At 72.6% G+C, this 20,724-nt stretch carries 18 protein-coding genes; 11 read left to right on the plus strand and 7 right to left on the minus strand.

The genetic code is table 11. From position 1 onward, the window contains the following. Window positions 1-5 precede the first annotated feature (5 nt). From DB033_RS17700 to DB033_RS17715, 4 genes are all read left to right on the plus strand, one after another. On the plus strand, window positions 6-866 hold the full coding sequence (locus tag DB033_RS17700; protein ID WP_111768163.1) for an amino acid ABC transporter permease: 861 nt from the start codon (window positions 6-8) through the stop codon (window positions 864-866). Continuing rightward, entirely contained in the window at window positions 823-1,623 is an 801-nt protein-coding gene (locus DB033_RS17705) for an amino acid ABC transporter ATP-binding protein (RefSeq protein ID WP_111768164.1), read from the plus strand. Before DB033_RS17700 ends, DB033_RS17705 begins: the two co-directional genes overlap by 44 nt. A gap of 106 nt (window positions 1,624-1,729) precedes the next feature. Beyond that, window positions 1,730-2,920, plus strand: a complete 1,191-nt coding sequence (locus DB033_RS17710) for a hypothetical protein (protein ID WP_111768165.1) — start codon at window positions 1,730-1,732, stop codon at window positions 2,918-2,920. A gap of 309 nt (window positions 2,921-3,229) precedes the next feature. Further along, window positions 3,230-3,433 (plus strand): cold-shock protein, encoded by a 204-nt coding sequence (locus DB033_RS17715; protein ID WP_111768166.1) that lies wholly within the window; start codon window positions 3,230-3,232, stop codon window positions 3,431-3,433. Between the two features lie 60 nt (window positions 3,434-3,493). On the opposite strand, the gene DB033_RS17720 is transcribed toward DB033_RS17715, so the two are convergent. Next, window positions 3,494-4,573, minus strand: a complete 1,080-nt coding sequence (locus tag DB033_RS17720) for an FAD-dependent oxidoreductase (RefSeq protein WP_111768427.1) — start codon at window positions 4,571-4,573, stop codon at window positions 3,494-3,496. Between the two features lie 532 nt (window positions 4,574-5,105). Here DB033_RS17720 and DB033_RS17725 point away from each other — a divergent pair. Further along, window positions 5,106-6,836 (plus strand): FAD-binding dehydrogenase, encoded by a 1,731-nt coding sequence (locus DB033_RS17725; RefSeq protein WP_111768167.1) that lies wholly within the window; start codon window positions 5,106-5,108, stop codon window positions 6,834-6,836. A gap of 4 nt (window positions 6,837-6,840) precedes the next feature. On the opposite strand, the gene DB033_RS17730 is transcribed toward DB033_RS17725, so the two are convergent. Next, on the minus strand, window positions 6,841-7,305 hold the full coding sequence (locus DB033_RS17730) for a hypothetical protein (RefSeq protein ID WP_111768168.1): 465 nt from the start codon (window positions 7,303-7,305) through the stop codon (window positions 6,841-6,843). Window positions 7,306-7,497: 192 nt separating this feature from the next. On the opposite strand from DB033_RS17730, the gene DB033_RS17735 reads away from it, so the two are divergent. Further along, window positions 7,498-8,277 carry an LLM class F420-dependent oxidoreductase gene (locus DB033_RS17735; protein WP_111768169.1) on the plus strand — a complete coding sequence of 260 codons (780 nt, stop codon included), beginning with the start codon at window positions 7,498-7,500 and terminating at the stop codon, window positions 8,275-8,277. Between the two features lie 15 nt (window positions 8,278-8,292). Here the strand turns inward: DB033_RS17735 and DB033_RS17740 are convergent, their stop codons facing one another. After that, on the minus strand, window positions 8,293-8,904 hold the full coding sequence (locus tag DB033_RS17740) for a GyrI-like domain-containing protein (RefSeq protein WP_111768170.1): 612 nt from the start codon (window positions 8,902-8,904) through the stop codon (window positions 8,293-8,295). Between the two features lie 125 nt (window positions 8,905-9,029). On the opposite strand from DB033_RS17740, the gene DB033_RS17745 reads away from it, so the two are divergent. Continuing rightward, window positions 9,030-10,781 (plus strand): thiamine pyrophosphate-dependent enzyme, encoded by a 1,752-nt coding sequence (locus tag DB033_RS17745; protein WP_111768171.1) that lies wholly within the window; start codon window positions 9,030-9,032, stop codon window positions 10,779-10,781. A 436-nt stretch (window positions 10,782-11,217) separates the two neighbouring features. Here DB033_RS17745 and DB033_RS21705 read toward each other — a convergent pair whose 3' ends face one another. From DB033_RS21705 to smpB, 4 genes are all read right to left on the minus strand, one after another. Continuing rightward, window positions 11,218-11,853, minus strand: coding sequence for a sugar O-acetyltransferase (locus tag DB033_RS21705; protein ID WP_111768172.1), 636 nt, complete (start codon window positions 11,851-11,853; stop codon window positions 11,218-11,220). A gap of 338 nt (window positions 11,854-12,191) precedes the next feature. Beyond that, the gene (locus DB033_RS17755) at window positions 12,192-12,557 is read right to left on the minus strand and encodes a PLDc N-terminal domain-containing protein (protein ID WP_205843974.1); all 366 of its coding nucleotides are present in this window, start codon (window positions 12,555-12,557) and stop codon (window positions 12,192-12,194) included. A 74-nt stretch (window positions 12,558-12,631) separates the two neighbouring features. After that, complete coding sequence (locus DB033_RS17760; protein WP_111768173.1) at window positions 12,632-13,456, minus strand: Fpg/Nei family DNA glycosylase; 825 nt, start codon at window positions 13,454-13,456, stop codon at window positions 12,632-12,634. A gap of 729 nt (window positions 13,457-14,185) precedes the next feature. After that, window positions 14,186-14,671: an SsrA-binding protein SmpB gene (gene smpB / locus DB033_RS17765; RefSeq protein ID WP_111768174.1), complete on the minus strand. Its 486-nt coding sequence runs from the start codon at window positions 14,669-14,671 to the stop codon at window positions 14,186-14,188. Between the two features lie 66 nt (window positions 14,672-14,737). Here smpB and DB033_RS17770 point away from each other — a divergent pair, with 66 nt between their 5' ends. The 4 genes from DB033_RS17770 (at window position 14,738) to DB033_RS17785 (ending at window position 20,149) form a co-directional block, all read left to right on the plus strand. Then, window positions 14,738-15,958 carry a sensor histidine kinase gene (locus DB033_RS17770; protein WP_111768175.1) on the plus strand — a complete coding sequence of 407 codons (1,221 nt, stop codon included), beginning with the start codon at window positions 14,738-14,740 and terminating at the stop codon, window positions 15,956-15,958. Continuing rightward, window positions 15,955-16,611, plus strand: coding sequence for a response regulator (locus tag DB033_RS17775; protein ID WP_111768429.1), 657 nt, complete (start codon window positions 15,955-15,957; stop codon window positions 16,609-16,611). Before DB033_RS17770 ends, DB033_RS17775 begins: the two co-directional genes overlap by 4 nt. Before the next feature lie 317 nt (window positions 16,612-16,928). Then, window positions 16,929-17,702: an ABC transporter ATP-binding protein gene (locus DB033_RS17780; protein WP_111768176.1), complete on the plus strand. Its 774-nt coding sequence runs from the start codon at window positions 16,929-16,931 to the stop codon at window positions 17,700-17,702. Further along, window positions 17,702-20,149, plus strand: a complete 2,448-nt coding sequence (locus DB033_RS17785; RefSeq protein ID WP_111768177.1) for an FtsX-like permease family protein — start codon at window positions 17,702-17,704, stop codon at window positions 20,147-20,149. Before DB033_RS17780 ends, DB033_RS17785 begins: the two co-directional genes overlap by 1 nt. Window positions 20,150-20,724: the final 575 nt, after the last annotated feature.

The raw sequence follows: 20,724 nt of genomic DNA on the forward strand, positions 1-20,724 counted from the left end.
TCCCGATGTCCGCGCCGGGCGGCTGGACGCCGTCCGCGGTCGAGCTCGAGCGGCGGGCCTACCGCCGGTCCCGCAGCCGGCGCAGCGTGCTCATCGCGCTGGTGTCGACCGCGGTCGTCGTCGGCGTGCTGGTCACCGTCGTGGTCAACTCGTCGGGCTGGCCGCGCGTCCGCTCCACGTTCTTCGACCTCGGCTACGGCTGGCAGGTGCTGCCGGACATCCTCCGGGGGCTCTGGCTCAACGTCCGGTTAATGGTGGCCTGCGGGCTCTGCATCCTCGTCCTCGCCATGGTCGTGGCGCTGGCCAGGACCCTGCGCGGCCCGGTGTTCTTCCCGGTCCGGATCCTCGCCACCGCCTACGCGGACGTCTTCCGCGGGTTGCCGCTGATCCTGGTGCTGCTGCTGCTCGGGTTCGGGGTGCCCAGCCTGCGGCTGTCGTTCCTGCCCCGGGACCCGCTGTTCTGGGGTTGCGTCTCGCTGGTGCTGGTCTACGGCGCGTACGTGTCGGAGGTGTTCCGCGCCGGCATCGAGTCCATCCATCCGTCACAGCGCGCGGCGTCCCGGTCGCTCGGGCTGTCCCACGCCCAGACGATGCGGTTCGTGGTGGTGCCACAGGCGGTGCGCCGGGTGCTGCCGCCGCTGCTCAACGACATGGTGGCGCTGCAGAAGGACACCGGCCTGCTGTACGTCCTGGGCGCGGTGGCCTACGACGCCATCCTGAACGCCAAGATCGAGACGGCCCGGACGTTCAACTACACGCCGTACGTGGTCGCGGGGCTGCTGTTCATCCTGTTGACGATCCCGATGACGCGGTTGACCGACCATGTCGCGCGGCGGCAGGGCTGGAACGGGGGTTCGGTTGTCTGAGACCGGGTCGTCCGACGCGCTGCTCTCGGTGCGCCACCTGCGCAAGTCCTACGGCGACGCGCTGATCCTGGACGACTTCTCCGTCGACGTCGCCGCCCACGAGTGCGTGACCGTGATCGGCGCGTCCGGGTCGGGGAAGTCGACCCTGCTGCGCTGCATCAACCTGCTGGAGCCGGTCGACGACGGGCAGATCGTCCTCGACGGCGTCGACATCACCGACCCCCGCATCGATCCCGACCGGTCCCGGGCGTCGATCGGCATCGTGTTCCAGTCGTTCAACCTGTTCCCCCACATGAGCGTGCTGGACAACGTGACGCTGGCCCCGCGGCGGGTGCACGGGGTCGGCCGGGATGCCGCGGAGGCGGCGGCGCTGACCCTGCTGGAGCGGGTCGGCCTGCGCGACAAGGCGGCCGCGCGGCCCGACTCGCTGTCCGGTGGTCAGCAGCAACGGGTGGCCATCGCCCGGGCGCTGGTCAACCAGCCGAAGCTGATGTTGTTCGACGAGGTCACGTCGGCGCTGGATCCGGAGCTGGTCGGTGAGGTGCTGGCGATGCTCGCCGACCTCACGACCGAAGGCATGACGATGCTGATCGCCACCCACGAGATGGGCTTCGCCCGGCAGATCAGCGACCGGGTGCTGTTCCTGGCCGGCGGCACCATCGCCGAGCAGGGCCCGCCGGCGCAGGTGCTCGGTGATCCCGTCGACCCGCGGACCCAGCAGTTCCTCCGCCGGATCATCGACGCCGGGCGGTTGTAAGACCCGCGTGACCCGGGGCGCGCCGCGGCGTCACGTCTGCAGCGGGCCCGACCGGCCCGCGTTCCGTGGTGTCGGCTCGTGTCGACCACTGTCCGACAGGCCGCCGATGAAGCTCACCGAGCTCGAACCCATGCTCGACCCGCGCCGCCCCCTGCACTTCGACGCCGCGTCCGCGGGCGGCTCCCCGCCGTACGTCGCCGTACGTCGCCCGGCCGGTGGGGCGCTGACCGACCTGCGCTCGGTCGACGCGGTGATCGCCCGGCTGGCTGCGCATCCGCCGGTGGCCGATCCGTGGTCGGAGGTGCCGCCCCCGCGGCCCGGGACGGTCGAGGACCTCGAGCTGCGGGCCGGCTCCGCGGTGGAGCTGTTCACCGGGGCCGCCACCGGACTCGTCGTCGCCCTCTGGCGGGCCCGGGCGGGCCGGATGGAGGCGCAGCTGCGCTCCCGGGCGGCCGGCACCCGGGCGACCCTGATGACCGGGCGGGCCCTGGCCGAGACGGCCGGCGTCGCGGACGTCACCCCGCTGCGGGACGCCGCGACCGCCGCGCAGGACGCCTGGTCCGCGCTGGCCACCTTCGACGCGCTGGACCGCGCCTTCGCCGCCACGGACATCCGGGCCCTCTCGCCGGGGGTCGCGGCCGGGTTCACCCGGACAGCGCCGACCGTGGCCCGGGCCACCGCCGCGTTCCGGCGACGGGCCGCCCGGAGTGACGGCGTGGTGTGGACCCCGGACGGACTCGTCGCCTGGCACGGCACCCCCGAGGGCTGCCGGCTGTTCCTGGTGCCGGGGCCGGATCTCGCGGCCTGGATCGCCACGTCCGATGCGACCGCACCCGCGTGGCCCACGACGTTCGTCGGTACCGGCACACCGATCGCCGACGTGCCCGAGCGCTGGCGGGCGGTGCTGGTGCTGCTGGACCGGTTGGCCGCCCTGGGGACCGTGGCCGCCGGCGATCGGATCGGCGAGGTCGACCGGAACGACCGGAACGACACCGCCGACCGGGCTGACCGGACTGACGGGGCCGGGAGCGCGGCCCGTGTCCCCGTGACCCGGCTGCTGATGACCGCCGCCGAGGCGCGCCACGGCGTCGAACCCGTCGACCTGAGCAACGGCGGGACCCCCGCCCCCGGCTGGCGGCCTTCGCATCACCGGGAGGTCTTCTCCGCGACGCAGGGCCGGCGGGTCCGGGTCTTCGTCGACGCCGCCCGCACGCCCGGGCGTACCCCGTTCGGGCCGACCCTCGTCACCGTTCTGCCGAACCGACCCCCTCGTTACGACGGAGTAGCGACGCCGTGACCGGGCCCCCGCGCAGGTGCCGCGCGGCCGGACGGAGGAAGCTCCGAGAGCCCGGTTGCTGCTGGTCACAAAGGTTTGACCTGGCGCGAGGGGTCGTGCTTCACTGGCCTCGGTCTCAGCTCGACACGTGCAACATGGTTCCTCCTCGGGGCCCGGGTCATCCTCCCGGGTCCGGTTCCGGAGTCTGCTCCGGGGCCGTTTCCCGAGTTTTCTCTCGATCGAAGTATCCAGAGATGTCGGATTCGTGGACAGACCCGGGGGGTCGCACCAGCGCTCCCCCGACGGATACATCGCCTCAGGGAGAACGGCATGGCCAACGGAACCGTCAAGTGGTTCAACGCGGAAAAGGGCTACGGCTTCATCACGCCCGACGATTCGGGTGCGGACGTCTTCGTCCACTACTCCGAGATCCAGACCACCGGGTACCGCTCGCTGGAGGAGAACCAGCGCGTCACCTACACCGTCACGCAGGGCAACAAGGGCCCGCAGGCCACCGCGGTCTCCGCGATCTGACCTGACCGACACGCGCAGGGGTGGTCCCGTCTCCGGACGGGACCACCCCTGTCGTCGTCCTCAGGCCGACATCCCCGTCGAACCGAGGGCATCGGCGGCATCGGCGGCGTCGAGGTACCGCCGGATCACGGCGACCGCCGCCCGGCCGGCCCGGTTCGCACCGACCGTCGAGGCCCTCGGCCCGTAGCCGACGAGGTGGATCCGCGGGTCGGCGGCCACGGCGGTGCGGTCCATGACGATCCCGCCGCCGGGTCCCCGCAGGTGCAGCGGACGCAGATGGTCCAGTGCGGCCCGGAAGCCGGTCGCCCAGAGCACGGTGTCCACGGCGATCGTCGAGCCGTCGGCCCAGGCCGCACCGTCAACGGTGAGCCGGTCGAACATCGGCCGCCGGTCGAGGAAGCCGGCCGCCTGAGCGTGCCGGATCGCGGGGGTCGACGGCAGGCCGGTGACGGAGACGACCGAGCGCGGCGGGAGACCGACGGCGACCCGGTCCTCGACGAGCCTGACCGCGGCCCGGCCGAACTCGGCGGTGAACTCGCGGTCGACGAACGCGGGTGGGCGGCGGGTGATCCAGTGCTGGGCGGCGGTGACCGGGCCCAGCTCCATCAGCGCCTGGAGGGCGGAGACACCGCCGCCGACCACGAGCATCCGCTGTCCGGCGAAGGCGGCCGGGCCCGGGTAGTCGGCGGTGTGCAGCTGCCGCCCGGCGAAGTCGCGCATCCCCGGTACGGTCGGCCAGAACGGTCGCGTCCAGGTGCCGGTGGCGTTGATCAGCGCTCGGGCGGCGATGTCGCCGGTGTCGGTGGACGCGAGCAGCAGGTCGCCGCGGGACGACACCGAACGGACCCGGACCGGCCGCCGCACGTCCAGGTCGAAGGCCCGTTCGTACTCGGCGAAGTACCGCGGGACGGCGTCGCTGGCCCGTTCCTCGGGGTTCCCGGGCGGGACCGGGAAGTCCGGCAGTTCGCGGATCCCGTTGACGGTGGCCATGGTCAGCGTCGGCCAGCGGTGCTGCCAGGCGCCCCCGGGTGCTGCGTTCGCGTCCAGCACGACGTGCGGGATGCCCGTCCGGCGCAGGTGGTAGGCCGCGCTCAGACCGGCCTGACCCGCACCGATGACCAGGACGTCCGTCTGTTCCACGGCCGGTGCAACGTCCGGTGGTGGCACTTCATGCCGCACGGTGCGGGAACTCACGCCCCGGCGACGCCCCGCCGGCGCGGCGTTCACCAGCACCGACGAGCTGGAGTCGCTGACGCCGCCGCTGGTGGTGAACTGCACCGGCCTCAGCGCGAAGGAGCTGTGCGGTGACGAGGAACTGACCCCCCGGGCGGGGCCGGATCCTCCTCCTGCGCCCACGGCCCGAGCGCGGCCACGGGTACATCGACCCGGCGAACGACCTGTCCGTGTTCCCGCGGAGCGACGGGGGCGTCCTCGGCGGCAGCCACGAGCTCGGGAAGCCGAGCACCGAGCGCGAGCCCGCCATCACGACGGATCCTCGACGGCAGGAGACGCATCCTCGGGCGCAGCTGCGGCACCGCGGCCCGACGGCCCGTGGTGACCGCAGGTACGAGCCGCTGATCGGGCTCGCCCGCGTCGGTGTCGGTGATCCGTGGTCGAATGGACCCAGTGACCCAGGCCACTCCGAGCCACTTCGAGGCGAACCGAGGCAGCCATGACCGTGACCGACACCCCGACCGGGCTGGGGGCCGAGCAGCGCACCGGCGGCGCCCCCGCGACGACCGGCCAGGGCAACCTGACCACCGACATCGTGGTCGTCGGCGCCGGTCTCGCCGGGCTGGTGGCCGCCGCCGAGGCCGCCGACGCGGGACGCCGCGTCGTCGTCCTCGACCAGGAGCCGGCCGCCAGCCTCGGTGGGCAGGCCTACTGGTCGCTCGGCGGGCTGTTCCTGGTCGACAGCCCCGAGCAGCGCCGGCTCGGCATCCGCGACAGCGCCGACCTGGCCCTGTCCGACTGGATGGGCACGGCCGGCTTCGACCGTCCGGAGGATCACTGGCCGCGGAGGTGGGCCGAGGGGTTCGTCGACTTCGCGGCCGGAGAGATGCGCAGCTGGATCAGGGCGCAGGGCATCGGACTGTTCCCGATCGTGCAGTGGGCCGAGCGCGGCGGCTACCAGGGCAGCGCCCACGGCAACTCGGTCCCCCGCTTCCACCTCGCCTGGGGCACCGGCCCGGGCGTGGTCACACCGATCCTGAAGCGGGTGATGACGCACGTCCGCGACGGCCGGATCCAGTTCCGGTTCCGGCACCGGGTCACCGAGCTGACCGTCGAGTCGGGCACCGTCACCGGGGTGGCCGGCGAGGTGCTGGCGGCGTCGGCCGTGGCCCGCGGCGAGGCGTCGTCCCGGGAGGTCGACTCCGACTTCACCCTGCGGGCCCAGGCGGTGATCGTCTGCTCCGGCGGGATCGGCGGCAACTTCGACCTGGTGCGGCGGTTCTGGCCGGCCGACAAGCCGCAACCCGCCGAGCTGCTGTCCGGGGTGCCCGCGTCCACCGACGGCCTCATGATCGAGGTCGCCGAACGGGCCGGCGGTCACCGCATCAACAGCGACCGGATGTGGCACTACGCGGAGGGCGTGGTCAACCACGCGCCGATCTGGCCGTCGCACGGCATCCGCATCCTGGCCGGCCCGTCGTCGCTGTGGCTCGACGCGCGCGGCCAACGGCTGCCGTCGCCGCTGTGGCCCGGATTCGACACCCGTGGCACCGTCGACCACATCCTGTCCACCGGCTTCAGCCACTCGTGGCTGGTGCTCAATCAGCGCACCATCGGGCCGGAGTTCGCGCTGTCCGGGTCGGAGCAGAACACCGACATGACCGGGAAGTCGGTGCGTGCGCTGCTCAAGAACCGGCTGTCGGACGGGCCGACCGACGCGGTAAGGCTCTTCCAGGAGCGGGGCGTGGACTTCCTCACCGCCGCGACGCTGCCCGAGCTGGTGGGGAAGATGAACGCGCTGGCCGGCGAGGACCTCATCGACCCGGCGGCCGTCACCCGCCTGGTGCAGGGCCGTGACCTGCAGGTCCGCTCCGGATTGGGCAAGGATCCGCAGCTGGCCGCGGTGGTGGCCGCCCGCCGGTATTTCGGCGACCGGAAGATGCGCACCGTCGAGCCGCACGAGTTCCTCGACCCGGCGGCCGGTCCGCTGGTCGCCGTGCGGGTGCACATCCTGACCCGCAAGACCCTCGGCGGACTGGAGACCGACCTGTCGTCGCGTGTGCTGCGGATGGGCGGCGAGCCGATCCCCGGCCTGTACGCGGCGGGTGAAGCGGCCGGTTTCGGCGGCGGCGGCGTGCACGGCTACCGGTCGCTGGAGGGGACGTTCCTCGGCGGGTGCCTGTTCAGCGGACGGTCGGCGGGCCGGGCGGCGGGAGCGTCGGTGGTCTGAGCGGTCAGGACGTTCCGGCCAGCAACCGCTCCACCGGCACCGGGTCGGCGAAGCCGAGGACCGCCCACCCCTCGTCGACGACCACACGGCAGCCGTCCGCCTGGACGGTGAACAACGCGTCCCCGACCGGCGACGGTCCGCCGGCCGGCGGCGCGGTCACCACGGTGAGGAAGTGGTCGAGGCGCTCCGCCTGGGCGCAGCCGGGCGGCGGCACCGCGGAGCAGAGGGTCAGCGCCACGACATCGGCGGGGTCGGTCACCGCACGCCCGAATTCCACCGGCAGGCCGTCGCACTCCGCGGGCACGTGGGGGTCGTCGTCCGGGTCGGGGACGACAGGGATCCACGCGACCGGACTCGCGGCTGCCGATGCGACCGAGTGCGATTCGCCGAACACGGCCCATGCCACCCACGACAACAGGATCACCGCGACGATCGGAGCGGCGAACAGCAGGATCGCGCGAGCACGCATCACGGGCTCCTCTCCGGACGGTCCCTCGACCCTCCCACCCCAGGACGGGCCGGGCCATCCCGGACGTTGCCTCGTCCTGACAACGGGTGTCGCCGCATCCCCACGACCCGGGTGCCCGGCCCCGCCCGCACGGGCCGGGGGCGCAGGGGGTAGGAATCCGGGGGGAAATCCGCCGATCGAAAGCAGACACCGATGACTCGACCGATCCGCATCGCCGTCCAGCTGCATCCGCAGCACGCCGACTACAGCCAGCTCCGCGACGCCGTGATGCGCGCCGAGGAGGGCGGCGCCGACGTCGTCATGAACTGGGACCACTTCTTCCCGCTGTACGGGGATCCGGACGGCAAGCACTTCGAGTGCTGGACCATGCTCGGCGCCTGGGCCGAGCAGACCGAGCGCGTCGAGTTCGGTGCGCTGGTCACCGGCGGCGGCTACCGCAACCCGGACCTGCTGGCCGACATGGCCCGCACGATCGACCACATCTCCGGCGGCCGCTTCATCCTGGGCATGGGGGCCGGCTGGTTCGAGAAGGACTACACCGAGTACGGCTACGAGTTCGGCACCGCCGGCTCCCGGCTCAACCTGTTCGCCGAGTACATGGACCGCATCGACGCCCGCCTGGCGAAGCTGAACCCACAGCCGAACCGGCACATCCCGGTGCTGATCGGCGGGGGTGGTGAGAAGAAGACGCTGCGCCAGGTCGCCGAGCACGGCGACATCTGGCACTCGTTCTCCGACCTGGACACCTACCGCCGCAAGGTCGGCATCCTCGAGGGTCACTGCGCCGATGTCGGGCGCGACCCCGCCGAGATCGAGCACTCCACCGAGCTCGGCGACCTCGACGAAGCGGCCGTGAACGCCATCGCCGACGCCGGGGTCACCCTGTTCACGATGGGCGTCGGCGGACCCGAGTACGACCTGGCCAAGCTGCGGCAGTGGACGGCCTGGCGGGACGCGCGCAACGCGGGCTGAGTCGCCTTCCCTGCGTCAGCCCGCCGCGGCCACCTCGGCGACGGGCTGGCGCAGGATGGTCCGCAACTTCGCCGGCGCCGTCCGTCGGGCGTCGCTGAGGTAGATCTCGTGGTGCCTGCCGGTCATCCGCAGTCCGCGGCCGGGGATGACCTCGTCGTGCATCGTGGCCAGGACCGGGCCCTCGGCGTCGTACGGGCCGACGTGCAGGGTCTGCACGCACAGCCCCTCGTCCAGGCGTTCCAACCGCACCGCCGCGGGATCGATGTCCTTGCGGACGGCGGCCGCCGTGAGGTGCTCCGGAGTGATCCAGTCCGGGACCATGATCATCACCGTCCAGCTCCAGCGTGACGTGTCGCGCGCCGATGTGAAGGCGTCCATGTCGTCGGACCACCAGAGGGCCTCCAACGGCATCACCACGTGGTCACGGCCCAGTTCGGCCTTGCCGAGGAACTTCAGCGCGTAGGCCAGCGGGTAGAGGCTCGCCATCGCCGCCCCGTAGGCGGGCGCGGTGTTCGGGTCGCCGTGCCCGTCGACCATCAGGTAGTCCAGTGGCGGCACCCGGACGGTGTCGAACCGACCGGCGCGGGCACTGTAGGCGTCGATGGTCTTCTTGAAATCCGTCTTCACGGGGTCCGCCTCTCCTCGGTGTGAGCATCGCACCGGCCACGGTGAGACGCATCAGACGTACCGCCGGCTCGTTAGCTCAGCTAACGACCGGGCAGACTGGAAGTACCGACGATCGAGGAGTGCGCATGTCGACAACCGTGGCCGAGGTTCTGGTCCGCACGCTGGTCCAGGCCGGCGTCACCCACATCTACGGGCTGGTCGGCGACAGCCTGAACGCCTTCAGCGACGCCGTCCGCCGCAGCGGCGGGTCGGCCAAGGGCGGTCTCGACTGGATCCACGTGCACAACGAGGAGGCCGCCGCGTTCGCCGCGTCGGCCGAGGCGCAGCTGACCGGGAAGCTGGCCGTCTGCGCCGGCAGCTGCGGCCCGGGGAACACCCATCTGATCCAGGGCGTGATGGACGCACACCGCTCGGCCGCCCCGGTGTTGGTGCTCGCCTCGCACATCACCTCCAAGGAGATCGGGACCGGCTTCTTCCAGGAGACCGACCCGAAGGCACTGTTCGCGCAGGCCAGCCACTGGTGCGAGCTGGTGTCCACGCCCGAGCAGATGCCGCGGCTGGCCCGGGTCGCCGTGCAGAACGCCGTCGGCGCGTGCGGTGCGGCGGTGCTGGTGCTGCCCGGCGACGTGCTCGCCGCCGACGCCGTGAACGAGGTGGTCGACTCCGCACCGGCCGCTCGCCGTCCCCTGACCGCGCCCGATCCGGCCGCGGTGACCGAGCTCGCCCAGCGGTTGAACGACGCGGAGAAGGTGGCCATCTTCGGCGGCATCGGCTGCCTCGACGCCCGCGACGACGTCCTCGCGCTGGCCGCGGCGCTCAACGCCCCGGTCGGGCACAGCCTCCGCGGCAAGGACGTGCTGCAGTACGACAACCCGTACGACGTCGGCATGACCGGGCTGCTGGGCTACGGCGCCTGTTACGAGTCGCTGCACGAGGCCGACCTGGTGCTGATGCTGGGCACCGACTTCCCGTACACCGACTTCCTGCCGCAGGCCCACACCGTTCAGGTCGACATCGATCCGACGCGGCTGGGCCGGCGCACCCCCCTGGTGCAGGGCGTCGCCGCCGACGTCGGACTGACGATCGAGGCACTGCTGCCGCAGCTCACCGCCCGTGACGACCGGTCGTTCCTCGACGACATGCTGAAGTCGCACGACAAGAAGGTGCGGCGCTCCGTCGACACCTACGTCGACGACGAGCACCAGCCGACACCGATCCACCCCGAGTACCTGGCGACCATCCTGGACGAGCTGGCCGACGACGACGCGGTGTTCACCGCCGACACCGGCATGTGCTGCACCTGGATCGCCCGCTACATCTCCCCCAACGGCCGCCGCAAGCTGCTCGGCTCGTGGGTGCACGGCTCGATGGCGAACGCGTTGCCGATGGCGGTCGGTGCGCAGGTCGCCTACCCGCAGCGGCAGGTCATCTCGATGAGCGGCGACGGCGGCATCGCCATGCTGCTCGGCGAGCTGCTGACCGTGAAGCAGCACCGGTTGCCGACGAAGGTCGTGGTGTTCAACAACTCGAGCCTCGGCATGGTGCGGCTGGAGATGCTCGTGGCCGGTGACCCGCCGTTCGAGACCGACCACGACGAGGTCGACTACGCCGCGATCGCCGCCGGCGCCGGCTTCTTCACCCGCCGGGTCACCGACCCCCGCGATCTGCGGGCGGCCGTGACCGAGGTGCTGGCCCACGACGGACCGGCGCTGCTCGACGTCGTCACCACCGCGGATGCGCTGGAGGTGCCGTCGCACCTGACGCTGGCCGAGGCCAAGGGCTTCGCGCTGTCGATGGGCAAGATCGTCCTCGGCGGCGGTGTCGGGGACGTGCTGAAGCTCGCCAAGACGAACCTGAAGAACATCCCGCGTCCCTGAGCAGCTGCCGGGGATGTGACCGGCTCCCATCGAGATGACCGGCTCTCCCGGCGGACACCGGTTCAGCGACCTCGGTGGTCACCGGCTTGTTGGCCTGGCGGCCACCGGCTTGGTGGGGGTCACCGGCTTGCCGGCCTGGCGGTCACCGGCTTGGTGGGGGTCGCCGGCTTGCCGGAGGCAACGGGCTGGCCGTCACCGGCCTCCCGGAGGTCACGGCTTGCTAGAGGTCACCGGCCTCTCGGCGGGGACGGGCTCGACAGCCGCGACAGGCTCGTCGGCCGCGACGGCCTTCGCTGGACGCGACCGGCTTCCAGTACTTGACGGGCCTGGCGGACGCGACGGGCTCGCGGAACGCAACGGACTCGCTGACGCGGCAGGCTTCCCGGACGTCACCGGTCGCCGGATGACCCGGGCTCGCCGGACGCCACGGGGGCTCCTACGACGTGAAGCCGGCGATGTAGTCGTCGACGGTGATGTCGATCCGCCGGTCGCGCCAGTAGAACTGCCGGTCGTGCTCACCGATCTCCCGCACGATGCGGCACGGGGATCCGACGGCGACCACGCCGGCGGGGATGTCACGGGTCACGACGCTGCCGGCGCCGATGACGGAATCGTCCCCGATGGTGACGCCCGGCATGATCAGCGCGCCGGCACCGATCCACACGTTGTCGCCGATGGTCACCGGCAGGTTGAACTGGGCCGCCCGGCGACGCAGCTCCGGCATCACCGGATGGCCGGCGGTCGCCACGACCACGTTGGGGGCGAACATGACGTTGTCGCCGATGCGGATCGGCGCGTCGTCGACCAGCGTCAGGTTGAAGTTGGCGTACACGTCGTTGCCGAGGTGCACGTTGCGGCCACCCCAGTTCGACCGCAGCGGCGGCTCGATGTAGCAGTTCGTCCCGACCGAGGCGAACATCCGCCGCATCAGCGCCTCCCGCTCGGCGCCCTGTGAAGGGCGGGTCGCGTTGAAGTCGTACAGCACTTCCAGCGCCTCGACCTGCAGGTCCGCCAGCGCAGGATCCGTGGGGTCGTAGATGAGGCCGGCATCCATGCGATCGCGGTTGACCATGGGAGCGAGCCTTCCACAGGGACAACGGGGGCCCGCCGGTGTGGCGCGGGCCGCTGCGCGCCGCCCGGACCGCGTCGCTCGGCGGTGGCGACCGGTTCGGCGGGTCAGCACCGACGGTGCTGCTGGGCATCCGTCTCCGCCGGCACCGCGGACGGGAAGAACGACGTCTGGGCATTGGCGGCTGGCCGGCGCCGGCCGAAATCGAGCGGGCCGGCGCGGCCGGCGGACATCGTGCGGCCAGCACAGCCGGCCGAACGGTCTCGGGCGGCTGCTGCGAGCTCCGCGCGCGTCTGCGGTGGGACGCGTCCGGCCGCACCACCGGTCGAGTTCCGTCCGGGTCAGAGCTGCCCGTCCCGCTCCCGGCGTTGCTGCTCGCGGTACCGGGCACGCTGCTCCTCGGCGCGGGCACGGACCTGGCGCAGGAACTCCTCGTCGGCAGTCGGGTCCTGTGGGAGCGCCCGGCCGAGCCGCTCGTACTCCGGGTACCCGGGCGTGGGATGGATCTGGGCGTTCCGGGTGCCCTGCGGTCGACCGGCGAGCAGCCAACCGACGCTGCCGATCAAGGGCAGCAGGACCACCAGGACGAGCCAGCCGATTCGCGGAAGGTGACGGCACGCGCTGTCCGGGGTCTGCAGGATCTCGACGATGCAATACACCCACAGCGCCAGGACCGCGATGAGCAGGATTCCGTCGAGGTACAGCACGCATGGCCCCCGCCATCAGCGAACGCCGAGGTGACAGCGTCGCAGACGGGTGCGCAACCGGCAACGTGACGCGGTCAGCGCTGTTCCTTGGAGCACCACCAGGTGGTGCGACCACCGACGGTGTCACGGTGCATCGCGGCACCGCAGCGAGGGCAGCTCGCCCCCTTGTGCCGAGCCGGGATGACGACCCCGGTGTGGACGCCGCCGTGGGCGATGGCCGACTCGGTGGCCGCGTGCAGCGCGTCGTGCAACCGCGTGAGCGCCCGGGGCGACAGCTCGTCCACCGGGGTGGACGGCCGGATCTTGGCCTGCCACAGCGTCTCGTCGGCCAGCAGGTTCCCCACCCCCGCGATGACGCTCTGGTCGAGCAGCCGTGCTTTGATCGGCGCCTTCGAGCCCTCGATGGCCGTGCGGAAGTCGGCCCGGTCGACGAGCCTGGCGTCGGGGCCGAGCGCCTCGAGACTCGGGTCCAACCGGGCCCGCGACAGCCGCCGCTTGTCGAACATCCGCAGCGTCCCACCGTCGGTGAAGGTGAGCGTGAACCGGTCCCAGCTCGGGTTCGGCGTGCCGGTGCCGAGCCGGATCGGGTCGCCGCCCTCGTGCTCGGACCCATCGGGGCCGCTGATGTAGATCCGCCCGGCCATACCGAGATGCAGCCCGAGTGTCAGGTCCGGATTCGGGTCGTCGCCGGTGCCGGCCCACGCCGTCTCGCACCACATCGTCTTGCCGCGGCGACGGGCGGCCGTGAGCGTCCGGCCGACCAGCACCGCCTTCATCTCACCGGGCTGGTGCGGGCGGCAGACGTAGGTGTCGTTGTCGTCGACGTCGGCGATCTCGCGGTTCAGACCGGCACGCTCGATGACCGCGCGGGCGGTCTCGACCTCGGGGAGTTCGGGCACCCGGCCAGTCTGCCCGGAAGTGTGAGGGAGCAACCGTGGGCGCAGGCGGGCGGTCTGCACCCTGTGATCGCGTCGGACGCGTCGTTGGCGCCCTCGGCTCCGACGCCCGCACCTCGCGACCGGATCATCGGCTTCGCGTCCGGTCCGGCCAACCGAAGCCGTCGCTGAGCTGACCGAGCTGTCGCGAAGTGGGAAGGCGTACGACTCCTGCAGCACTCTTCGCCCGACGTGCACCTTCGCATCACCATCACGAGCGACGCACCCGTGGCAACAGGTGCGCCACCGACACACCCGACGCAAGGGCCACCCAGGCACACTCCGCGACAGGATCAGCGCCTTCGCGACCGATTCGAGCAGCCGAAGCCGTCGCGAAGCCGCCGGAACTGTCGCGAAGTGGGGCTGCACGTCCCACCCACCCGACTCCCCGTCGAGGCCAGCGACACACCCGGTGAGCCACCCCGCGGCGCGCACCTTTCGCATCACTATCGCCAGCGACGCACCCGCTGCAACAGGTGCGCCACCGACACACCCGACGCGAAGGCCACCCTGGGCACACTCCGCGACCGGATCATCGGCTTCGCGACAAGTCCGACCGGCTGGAGCCGTCGCGAAGCTGCCGGAACTGTCGCGAAGTCACACTGGACGCCCCAGCCACGCCGCGCCTGGGCGCTCACGCCACCCCCACGGCACCCGGCCCTCCGGCCCCTCCGGCCCCTCCGGCCAGAACCCTCAGCCCCGCGCCCGCCCCCGCTTGTAGCGGTCGGACACGGCCCGCTCGATCTCGCGCTGGGCGTCCCGCTTGGCCAGGTCGTGCCGCTTGTCGTAGCTCTTCTTGCCCCGCGCCACGGCGAGCTCGAGCTTGGCGATGCCGTCGCGGAAGTACAGCTCCAGCGGCACCAGCGCGTGCGGGCTCTCGTGCAGCACCGCGGCGATCCGCAGGATCTCCCGGCGGTGCAGCAGCAGCTTGCGCGGCCGCCGCGACGAGTGGTTGTTCCAGGTCCCCTGCAGGTATTCGGGGATGGTCACGCCGTGCAGCCACACCTCGTTGTCGGTGATGACGGCGAAGCCCTCGACGAGCGACGCCCGGCCCTCGCGCAGCGACTTCACCTCGGTGCCGGTCAGCACGAGCCCGACCTCGTAGGTCGTCTCGATCGCGTAGTCGTGCCGGGCCTTGCGGTTGCGCGCGATGATCTGCCGGCCGTCGGTGGTCTTCATCGGGGTCAACGCTATCCGGAACCGTGGGGGGATCCGGAGCTCCGGCCGCGGAACTACGGTCGGAGGATGCGGCACAGCATCTACCGGTGGTTCGGGACGAACCCGTATCCCGGCGACATCGCCATCGCCCTCGGCGTGATGGCGGTCGCCGTCATCTCGGGCTCGCTGTACTACGGCGACGGCCGCGACTGGCTGGCGGTGCTGCTGGCCTTCCCGCTGGTGTTCCGCCGCAGCTACCCGGTGCCGGTGCTCATCGCGAGCATCGTGCTGGAGCTGCTGGTCCTGGTCAGCGGGGCGCCGACCATCACCTCGGCCAGCGTGCTGCTCGTCATCTACTCGAGCGTGGTCTACATCCCCGACCGGTCGTGGGGCCGGGCCGCGCTGTTCGCCGGCGTCGCCGGGGCGGTCATCCTGCCGGTGACGCGGTACAGCTACGACGTGACCTACGCCTTCGGCGGGATGGTGGCGCTGCTGGCGATGGTCGCCACCGCGTACGTCGCGGGCGACCGCCGCCGCGCCGACCTGGACTTCCGGGCCGCCGAGTTGGCCGCGCTGGCCGAACGGAACCGTCTGGTCACGGCGGAACGCGACCAGCGGGTGCAGAACGCCGCCGCCGGCGAGCGGACCCGGATCGCCCGCGAGCTGCACGACATCGTCGCCCACTCGCTGGCCGTGATCGTCGTGCAGGCCGACGGTGGCGCCGCGGCGGCGGCAAAGAACCCCTCGGTCGCCGTCGACGTGTTGCGCACCATCGCCGAGACGAGCCGGCAGGCGCTGGCCGAGATGCGTTCGCTGGTCGGGGTCCTGCGTTCCGACGGCGCCATCGGCGAACCCGACGGCTACCTGCCGCAGCCGGGACTCGCGTCGCTGGACAAGCTGGTCGACCAGATCCGCCAGTCGGGTGTGACGGTCACCCTGCGACTGTCCGCCGACCTCCCGCCGCTGTCGCCGACCGTCGATCTGACCGTTTTCCGGATCGTGCAGGAGGGCCTGACCAACGTGCTCAAGCACGGCGGACCGGCGGCCGCCGCGGAGGTCGAGATCGCTGTCAGTGACGGTGACCTGACCGTCGAGGTGGTCGACGACGGCCGCGGCGCCGCGGCCCTGTCCGACGGGGCCGGCAACGGCATCCAGGGCATGCGCGAGCGTCTCGCGGTGCTCGACGGCCGGCTCTGGGCGGGACCGCGGCCGGGCGGCGGGTTCCGGCTGCGCGCGGTCGTGCCGCTGGCCTCGTGGCCGTCGCCGACCGACGCCACCACCCGGATCCCGCTCGGCGGGCAGCGGTGATCCGCGTCTTCCTGGTCGACGACCAGGCGCTGGTCCGGGCCGGTTTCGGGATGCTGATCAACGCGCAGGACGACATGGCCGTCGTCGGGGACGCCGCCGACGGGGCCGCGGCACTCACCGCACTGGCGGCCACCGCCGCCGACGTCGTGCTGATGGACATCCGGATGCCGGTGCTGGACGGCGTGGAGGCCACCCGCCGGCTGCTCGCCGAGCCGGGCCCGGACACGCCGAAGGTGCTGGTGCTGACCACGTTCGACCTGGACGAGTACGTCTTCGCCGCCCTCAAGGCCGGCGCCTCCGGCTTCCTGCTCAAGGACACCCGGCCGGACGAGTTGCTGTCCGCCATCCGCACGATCGCCGCCGGCGACGCGGTCATCGCCCCGTCGGCGACGCGACGGCTGCTGCAGCACGTCACCGCGGCGCTGCCGTCCGCGCCGGCCCCGCCCGACGACCGGCTCGGGCAGCTCACCGCCCGGGAGCGGGAGGTGCTGGTCGAGATCGCCCGCGGGCTCACCAATCCCGAGATCGCCGCCGGACTGTTCATGGCCGAGTCGACGGTCAAGACGCACGTCGGGAGCCTGCTGGCGAAGTTGCAGCGCCGGGACCGGGTCGGGTTGGTGCTGTTCGCCTTCGAGACCAGGCTGGTGCGCTGAGTGCGCTGAACCCGACGGGGTACGAGCGTAGCCAGGGGATCAGAGGTGCTGCTGCGCGGCGGGGATCGAAGCGAACCCTGTGGTGGCTCGACGAGGTGAACAGCGCGGGCAGCGGCGGAGCCGGCGGCGCGAACACCGCGCCGCGTCGGGTTCGGGGGCCCTCCTCTCCCCCCACGGGTGGAGATGTGCCGCGCCGCGCAGGTCCGCCGGTACCGACCGTCCGGTGCCCTCGGCCGATGTGGGCGACCACGTCCCATCCCTAGCGTTCTTCTCATCGCCGCGGGACATCGACCGCGCGCTCCGGAGAGGAAACACCCATGACCGCAGCCGGTCTCGTCCATCCCCCCACCGACGGCCCGGCGGCCGGCGCGCCGGCCGCCCGTGCCGTCGGCGTCACCAAGGTCTACGGCGAGGGCTCGACCACCGTGACCGCGCTCGACCGCGTCGACATCGACTTCGCGCCCGGATCCTTCACCGCGATCATGGGCCCGTCCGGCTCGGGCAAGTCGACGCTGATGCACTGCCTGGCCGGCCTGGACCAGCCGACGTCGGGTGAGGTGTTCATCGACGGCGACCTGATCACCGGGCTGCCCGACCGCGCCCTCACCGAGGTGCGCCGGGACCGGATCGGTTTCGTCTTCCAGAGTTTCAACCTGCTGCCGATGCTGTCGGCGCGGGACAACATCACGCTGCCGCTGGAGCTGGCCGGCCGCAGGGTCGACCGGACCGCGCTGGACGCGCTGGTCACCTCGCTCGGGCTCGCCGACCGGCTCGACCACAAACCGGCCCAGCTGTCGGGTGGCCAGCAGCAGCGCGTCGCCATCGCCCGGGCGCTCATCACCCGCCCGGCGGTCGTGTTCGCCGACGAGCCGACCGGGGCGCTGGACTCCAAGACCGGGGCGGCGCTGCTGTCCTACCTGCGCTCCGCCGTCCGCGAGCTCGGCCAGACCGTCGTCATGGTCACCCACGACCCGCACGCCGCGGCCTACGCCGACCGCGCGGTGCTGCTGGCCGACGGCCACATCCGGGGCGAGATCGACCGGCCCGCACCGGACACCGTCCTGGCCGCGCTCGCCTCGCTGGCCGCCTGATGCGCGCCGCCTGGGCGAATCTGCGCGCCTACCCCGGCCGGTTCGTCGCCGTGCTGCTCGCCATCGCGATCGGCGTCGGTTTCGCCGCCGCCACGCTCGTCTTCACCTCGAGCTTCCGCACCGACCTGGTCCGTTCCGTCGGCGCCGCGCAGGCGCTGATGGACGTCGAGGTGCAGCCCGGTGGCGCCGATCTGCGCCCCGACGACCCGCGGGTGACCACGGCCTCCGGGGTGGCTGCGGTGGAGCCGCGCTACACCACCTACGTCGAGATGCAGACCCCCGGCGCCCGCGGCTGGACGATGGTCGCGAGCATTCCGGCCGACCCGGCGCAGCGCTGGTTCGACCTCACGACCGGCGCCTGGCCCATCGGCCCGGACGCCGTGCTCACCGACCCCGCCACCGCCACCCGCAACGGGCTGACCGTCGGCGACACCCTGACCTTCACCGACCCGGACGGCGTCGCCCGGCAGGTCACCCTGACCGGCCTGGTCGACGTGCACCAGTCGAAGCTGACCGGCGGCTCCGACCAGTTCTTCGGTGATGCGCAGCTGCTGTCGGCGCTGGCCGGCGGCTACATCGACCAGCTGTCGGTCACCGTGGCCGACGGCGCCTCGCCGGAGGCCGTGGCCGCCGACCTGTCGGCCGCGCTCGGGGACGACGCGGCCGTACGCACCGGCGCCGCCGCCGCGGAGGAGCGCACGTCGACGGTGATCGGCGGGACGGAGACCCTGACCGCGGTGTTGCTCGCCTTCGCCGCGATCGCCGGCCTGGTCGCCGCGTTCGTCATCGCCAACACCTTCACCATCCTGGTCACCCAGCGGCAGCGGCAGCTCGCCCTGCTGCGGTGCGTCGGCGCCTCCGGGCAGCAGGTCCGGCGGTCGCTGATCATCGAGGCCGCGCTGGTCGGGGTCATCGGTTCGCTGCTCGGCGTGGCGGTCGGCATCGGGATCGGGGCGGTCGGGTTGGGCGTCGCCGACATCGCGCTGGGCAGTCTGACGGTGCCGCCGGTCGGGATGGCCGTGGCCTTCGTGATCGGGACCGTCGTCACGGTGCTGGCCGCGCTGGTGCCGGCGTCCCGGGCGATGCGGGTGACGCCGCTGGCGGCGCTGAGCGTGGTGCCCACGGCGGCCGAGGACCGGCGGTCCGGGCGGCTGCGGCTGGTGCTCGGCGGCGGGCTGACCGTCGTCGGCGGTGCCGCGCTGGCCGCCGGGGTGGTGCTGCCGTCGCTGCTGGTGGCGGTGGCCGGCGGGATGCTCTCGGCGGCGGGTCTGCTGCTGCTGTTGCGGTCGGTGCTGCCGTGGGTGCTGCGGCTGGTCGGCGGATCGGCCCGGCTCGGAGGGGTGCCGGGCCGGCTCGCGACAGCCAACGCCCTGCGTCATCCGGGGCGGTCGGCGGCGACCAGTACCGCGCTGGTGATCGCCGTCGGGCTGATCGTCACCCTGCAGGTGGCGGGTGCGTCCGCGCGGGCGAGCCTGTCGGACGCACTGACCGAGCGCTATCCGCTGGACCTCAGCGTGATCGACGCGTCCGGGGAGGGCGGCACGCTGCCCGGCGGGCTGGTCGACCAGGTCGACCGCATCGACGGGGTGCGGGCGGTGTCGGTGGCCGGGACCACGGCCGAGATCGGTTCGGGTGCGCAGACCTTCCCGGTGACGGTGCTGGGCACCACCGCCGACAGCGACGCGCTGCTGCGCTCGCCGGCACCACCGGCCGGCGAGATCGCGCTGCCCAGCTGGATCGTCGGGTCGCTCGAGCTCGAGAACGGCGACCCGGTGACGGTGACCGTGAACGGCACCGCGGTGATCCTGCGGCTGGCCGACAGCAGTCTGGCCAACAACATGGACGCGGCCGCGGTGGTCACCTCGGCCGATCTGGCGCTGCTCGACCCGGCGGCGACGCCGCGGGCGCTGTGGGGGTCGCTGGACGACATCGACGAGGCCGACACGGTGATCGCGCAGCTCAAGCCGTTGCTGGTGTCCGACGACGCGCTGACGCTGACCGGCGCCGCCGTGGAGCACGCCTCGCTCGCCGAGGGCCTGGACACCATGTTGCTGGTCGTCGTGGCGCTGCTCGCGGTCGCGGCGGTGATCGCGGTGGTCGGCATCGGCAACACGCTGGGCCTGTCGGTGGTCGAGCGGACCCGGGAGTCGGCGCTGCTGCGGGCGCTGGGTCTGCGTCGCGGTCAGCTGCGGCTGACCATCGCCATCGAGGCGGCGCTGCTGGCCGCGGTGGGAGCGGTGGTCGGGATCGCGTTCGGCATCGGCTACGGCGCGGTCGGCGCGGCGGCCACCTTCGCCGAGATCGGGGAGGAGCTGGTCGTCGCCGTGCCCTACGGCCAGGTCGCGCTGGTCCTGGTGCTGGCCATGGCGGCGGGCGTCATCGCCTCGGTGCTGCCGGCCCGGCGGGCCGCACAGGCGACGCCGACCGCGGCGCTGGCCGAGGTGTGAGGGACGGGCCCGGGCCGGCGACGGTCCGGGTCCGGGTCGCAGCCGGACGGCGACGGCTCCGGGCCCGGAGTCGCAGCCGGACGGCGACGGCTCCGCGCCCGGGGTCGCAGCCGGACGGCGACGGCTCCGCGCCCGGGGTCGCAGCCCGGCGAGATGCTTCAGGACCTGCTCGGGGACACCCCGATCACACCGACGCCCTTGCTCCGGATCAGCGGTACCGGCGTCAGCTGGTCGCCGACCCGTGAGCGGCCCGCGCTTCCGGCACGTGATGGCTGCGCCGGGCACCCGTCGGCACCGATGCCGGGCGCCACGAATGGCCGCCCGACGCTTGATCGGCTCCGGAACCCGCCGACGTGCACCACGGGTTGAGGACGGACTCGATCACGGGCAGGACCCGGCCACCGCGCGGCCTCCGGCTCATCCCGAACCGGAGGCGCCGAGCAGTGGCAGCCGCCCCTGACGGGATACTCGCGTCGACTCCGGCTGCCCGCGAGGGATGCGCGTCGTCGTCCAGGGCGCGGTCGCCCCGGACGGGGTGATGCCTCCGCTGTCGGACGACCTTCCCGGAGCTCGTC

Origin of the sequence: Nakamurella deserti (assembly GCF_003260015.1) — a bacterium.
GTDB lineage: Bacteria > Actinomycetota > Actinomycetes > Mycobacteriales > Nakamurellaceae > Nakamurella > Nakamurella deserti.